Origin of the sequence: Tardiphaga sp., from assembly GCF_044340795.1 — a bacterium.
In the GTDB taxonomy this organism is placed as follows: Bacteria; Pseudomonadota; Alphaproteobacteria; order Rhizobiales; family Xanthobacteraceae; genus Tardiphaga.
Genome location: NZ_JBIISY010000383.1, coordinates 1 through 3,881, shown reverse-complemented (window position 1 = coordinate 3,881; position 3,881 = coordinate 1). Strand labels below are relative to the sequence as shown.

Genomic DNA, 3,881 nt, shown 5'->3' with positions numbered 1-3,881 from the left:
TGCGGCGAACGGCGCTGTCGATCTCATCATCGAGCGTGCGCTTCTCGTCATCTTTCATCGCGCGTGCAGCGGCCTGATGGACGAGGCTCTCCACATGCTTCAGCTTTCGTCCTTCGACGCGTGCATTGTCCGCAAGCCGTTCCTTGATCTTGGCGACCGCACCTTGCTCGACGCTTGCGGCCCGCAAGCTGCGGCCGGCATTGGAAACCACGAGGTCTGCCAGTCTGCTATCGTCATTGAATGCTTCGAGGATGCGTCGCTGCTTGTCTTCGAGCTCGTTCTCACGCGCCTGGCACTCCATCAGCTGCCACTCGGCGATCCGATGAAGCCGTGCCTGGACAGCGGCGATACGGCGAATCTTGCGGTCACGTTTCTGCATCGCGCCTCACCCGGCCAACCAGGCGGCGAATGCGATGCTGAACTGCAGGACCATCTCGCGACTGGTGATGTAAAGCAGCATCAATCCGCCCATCAGCACGAAGGGCAGCGAGATGAAATAGACGGGGATGCTCGGTGTCAGTTTGTTGGCGAGACCCACTGCAAAATTGACAATGACCGCATAGACGACGAAGGGACTGGCAACGCGCAACGCCAGCGTGAAAGCCTGGGACAGATGATCCACCAGCTGCGCGAGCCCTCCCTCGGCGCTGATGCCTGTGGCGGGCAACCAGATCTGATACGAACCGATCAAGCCTCGCAGCAGCTCCCAGTGCTGGCCTGTGACGAAGAACACCACCACGGCCGTCAGTGTGATCAAGGGCACAAGCGCGGGGACATGTTCGTTGTCATCGGCAACACTCGGCATCGTGAGCCCGATGCCGGAGGCGACAAATGTCGCCAGGGTTTCAAGCGCAGCAAAGAACATGCGTGCCGTCAGCCCGATCACGAGGCCAACAAACAGCTCGGAAAAGATCAGACGGATGAGGTCCGATGCGGGCGCGCCCTCGACAGCGGGCCGCACCGATGCTTCCAGCAAGGGCGTCAGCATCAAGGTGACACTGACGGCAAGGAACAGACGAACCTGGGTGGGAATATTGGCGCGCGAATAGCCGGGGGCAACCATCATGCAGGTGCCGACACGACAGAAGATCAGAAACGTGGACAGAATGGATACCGAGACGCCCGAGATCAAGATATGGCTCCGAGCGACTTGACCTCTGCGCCGCGTGCAATTTCCACATGTGACAGCACCGGCAGCGTCGGGAACATCCGCTCCGTGATCATGCGCACATAAGGCCGCACGTCTGGTGGGGCGACGAGCACGGCCGTGTCACCGTTCCCCGCAGCCTTGCGGACCGCGACCGAGACATCGTCGGCAAATTGCTCGACGAGTCGCGGATCCGCATCGAACTCCATCACTTCGCCTTTGCCGTCGCGCTTGAGGCTCTGATGGAAGGCGAGATCCCAACGATTGCCAAGGCGCAACACCTTGAGCACACCGTTATCCGCGAAATCACCGCAGATCTGCTGCGCGATCCGCATGCGGACATGCTCGGCAATCTGCTCGGAACGACGCACATGTGGGGCGATCTCAGCGATGGCCTCCAGGATCAGATGCAGGTTGCGGATCGAGACGCGTTCGGCGAGCAGCAGTTTGAAGACTGCTTGCAGGCCCGAATACGAGATTAGCGAGGGCACCATATCCTCGACCAGCCGCTTGTATTCCGGATCCAGCCGGTCGATCAGCGCGCGCGTATCCTTGTATGTCAGCAGCTGCGCGAGATTGTTGCGCACGACCTCGCTGAGATGGGTCAGCAATACGGAGATATTATCCGCGATCTTGAAGCCATCCTGCTTGAGCTCGTCGACAAACGCCTGCGGAACCCACATGGCCTTCATGCCGAAGGCCGGCTCGATGGTTTCATCACCGGGAACATCCGGTCGTCTGTCGCCATCGAACAGAACCATTGCTTCACCGATACGCAGTTCATGGTGGGCGACAACGGTGCCGTAGATCTTCAGGCGATATGATTTCGGACCGATGGACAGATCATCCGTCAACTTGATCTCGGGGACCACGAAGCCATATTGCGTGGCAAAACGCCGTCTGATCTTAGAGACGCGATGTGCAAGCTCGCCATGGGCGTTCAGCATCTGGATGGCCAGCTGGCTGCCGACGCAGAGCTCAATGTCGGACGTCTTGAGCAGCTCCTTGACGGAATCCTTGGCTTCGATCTGCACCTTCTCCTGAACCTGCGCAATCCTCGCCTGTTCCAGCTTGTCGCGCGCAGCCTGCTTGCGCGGCAACGTGAAGCTCAGAAACGCCATGATGGTGCCGAGCAACGCGAATGGCAGGAACGGCAGCCCCGGAAGCAGACCGAGCGCAAACATCATCAACGCGGCGACCGATTGCGCACGAGGATAGCTGCCAAGCTGCTTGAGAACGGTCTGTTCGGCCGAACCACGCGTACCGCCCTTGGACACCAACAAGCCCGCCGACAGCGAAACGATCAGGGCCGGAATCTGCGAGACCAGACCGTCGCCGACCGACAGCTTGACGAACACGTCTGCCGCCCGCCCCAGCGGCATGCCGTGATGGGTGACACCGATAATGATGCCGCCGAAAATGTTGATCGCCGTAATGATCAGACCGGCAATGGCATCGCCGCGAACGAACTTCGATGCACCGTCCATGGCGCCGAAGAACGAGCTTTCCTCTTCGAGTTCACGCCGGCGAGCCTGCGCTTCCTTGTCGTCGATCAGGCCGGCCGACAGATCGGCATCGATGGCCATCTGCTTGCCGGGAATGGCGTCGAGCGTGAAGCGCGCGCCCACTTCGGCGATACGCGTGGCGCCCTTGGTGATTACGACGAAATTCACCGTCACCAGAATGGCGAAGATGATCAGGCCGATGACGAAATCGCCGCCCATCACGAATTTGGCAAAGCCGGCCACGACATATCCGGCGGCATGCTCGCCCTCGCCACCATGGGAGAGGATCACGCGCGTCGTCGCAACGTTCAATGCGAGACGCAGGATCGTCGCGATCAGAAGCACGGTTGGAAAGGCAGAGAAGTCGAGCGGTCGCTGGATCCACAGTGCAACCATCAGGATCAAGGCCGATAGTGCGATTGAGAACGACAGCCCGACATCGATCAGGAATGTCGGGACCGGCAGGACAAGCATCGTCAGGATGGCGACGATACCGACGGCGAAGGCCACATCGGTGCCGATCCGCCGTTCACCTGGAGGGGCGGAGATGGTTATGTCGGCCATGACGCTTCCTGCGCGAATATCATCGCCGCATTTTGCAGCGCCGAGCTTGTGCGAGGGTGGCGCGCAGGCGCCCGGCTAGAAGCCGCTCTCGATACGCCCGTAGAGCACCTCGGTGAAGGCGTAGATATGAGCGCCCATAAAGGAGCCAGTGACCGCCACAACGACCAGCATCACCACGATCTTCGGGATGAAGGTGAGCGTCATTTCCTGGATCTGGGTCAATGCCTGCAACAGCGCGATGACGATGCCGACCACCATCGCTGCGCCGACTGCCGGACCAGCCGCCACGATGATGGTCCAGATCGCCTGCTGGGCGATGTCGAGGGCGTCGCGCTCGTTCATGGCTCAGCTGATCGTAATTCCGGGTCCAAGGGCAACCTTAACGCCATTCTCGAGCGTCGCGACAGCTCCGCCCGAAATGATGGTCACTTCCTTGATCTTGCTGCTGGTCGTACTTCCGCTCTCATCGGTGAAGGATGCATTGCGGCCGATCAGCCCCTCGGCTTGCTGGATCGCACTCGAGGACAGAAGGCTGTCGAGCTTGGCATTGGTCTGGACGGCCTGCTCGACCGTCGAGAGCTGCGCCAACTGGCTCATATATTCGGTTGAATCGGTCGGGTTCGTCGGGTCCTGGTTACGCATCTGCGCGATCAGGAGCTGCAGGA

5 protein-coding genes are annotated in these 3,881 nt (G+C 60.3%); all 5 read right to left on the bottom strand.

All coding sequences use genetic code 11. The annotated features are described in order from the left end of the window. Positions 1-379 (bottom strand): hypothetical protein (locus ACIQ17_RS31825; RefSeq protein WP_398473522.1); only part of this gene is annotated, 379 nt, incomplete at its 3' end. A gap of 6 nt (positions 380-385) precedes the next feature. Then, the gene (gene fliR, locus ACIQ17_RS31820) at positions 386-1,132 is read right to left on the bottom strand and encodes a flagellar biosynthesis protein FliR (protein ID WP_398473521.1); all 747 of its coding nucleotides are present in this window, start codon (positions 1,130-1,132) and stop codon (positions 386-388) included. Continuing rightward, entirely contained in the window at positions 1,129-3,216 is a 2,088-nt protein-coding gene (gene flhA, locus ACIQ17_RS31815) for a flagellar biosynthesis protein FlhA (RefSeq protein WP_398473520.1), read from the bottom strand. The genes fliR and flhA overlap by 4 nt, the downstream gene beginning before the upstream one ends. 75 nt (positions 3,217-3,291) lie before the next feature. Further along, a complete protein-coding gene (fliQ, locus tag ACIQ17_RS31810; protein ID WP_398473518.1) occupies positions 3,292-3,558 on the bottom strand; it encodes a flagellar biosynthesis protein FliQ in 267 nt (88 codons plus the stop codon). Positions 3,559-3,561: 3 nt separating this feature from the next. Then, the coding region (gene flgD, locus ACIQ17_RS31805; protein WP_398473517.1) for a flagellar hook assembly protein FlgD at positions 3,562-3,881 on the bottom strand (320 nt) is incomplete at its 5' end.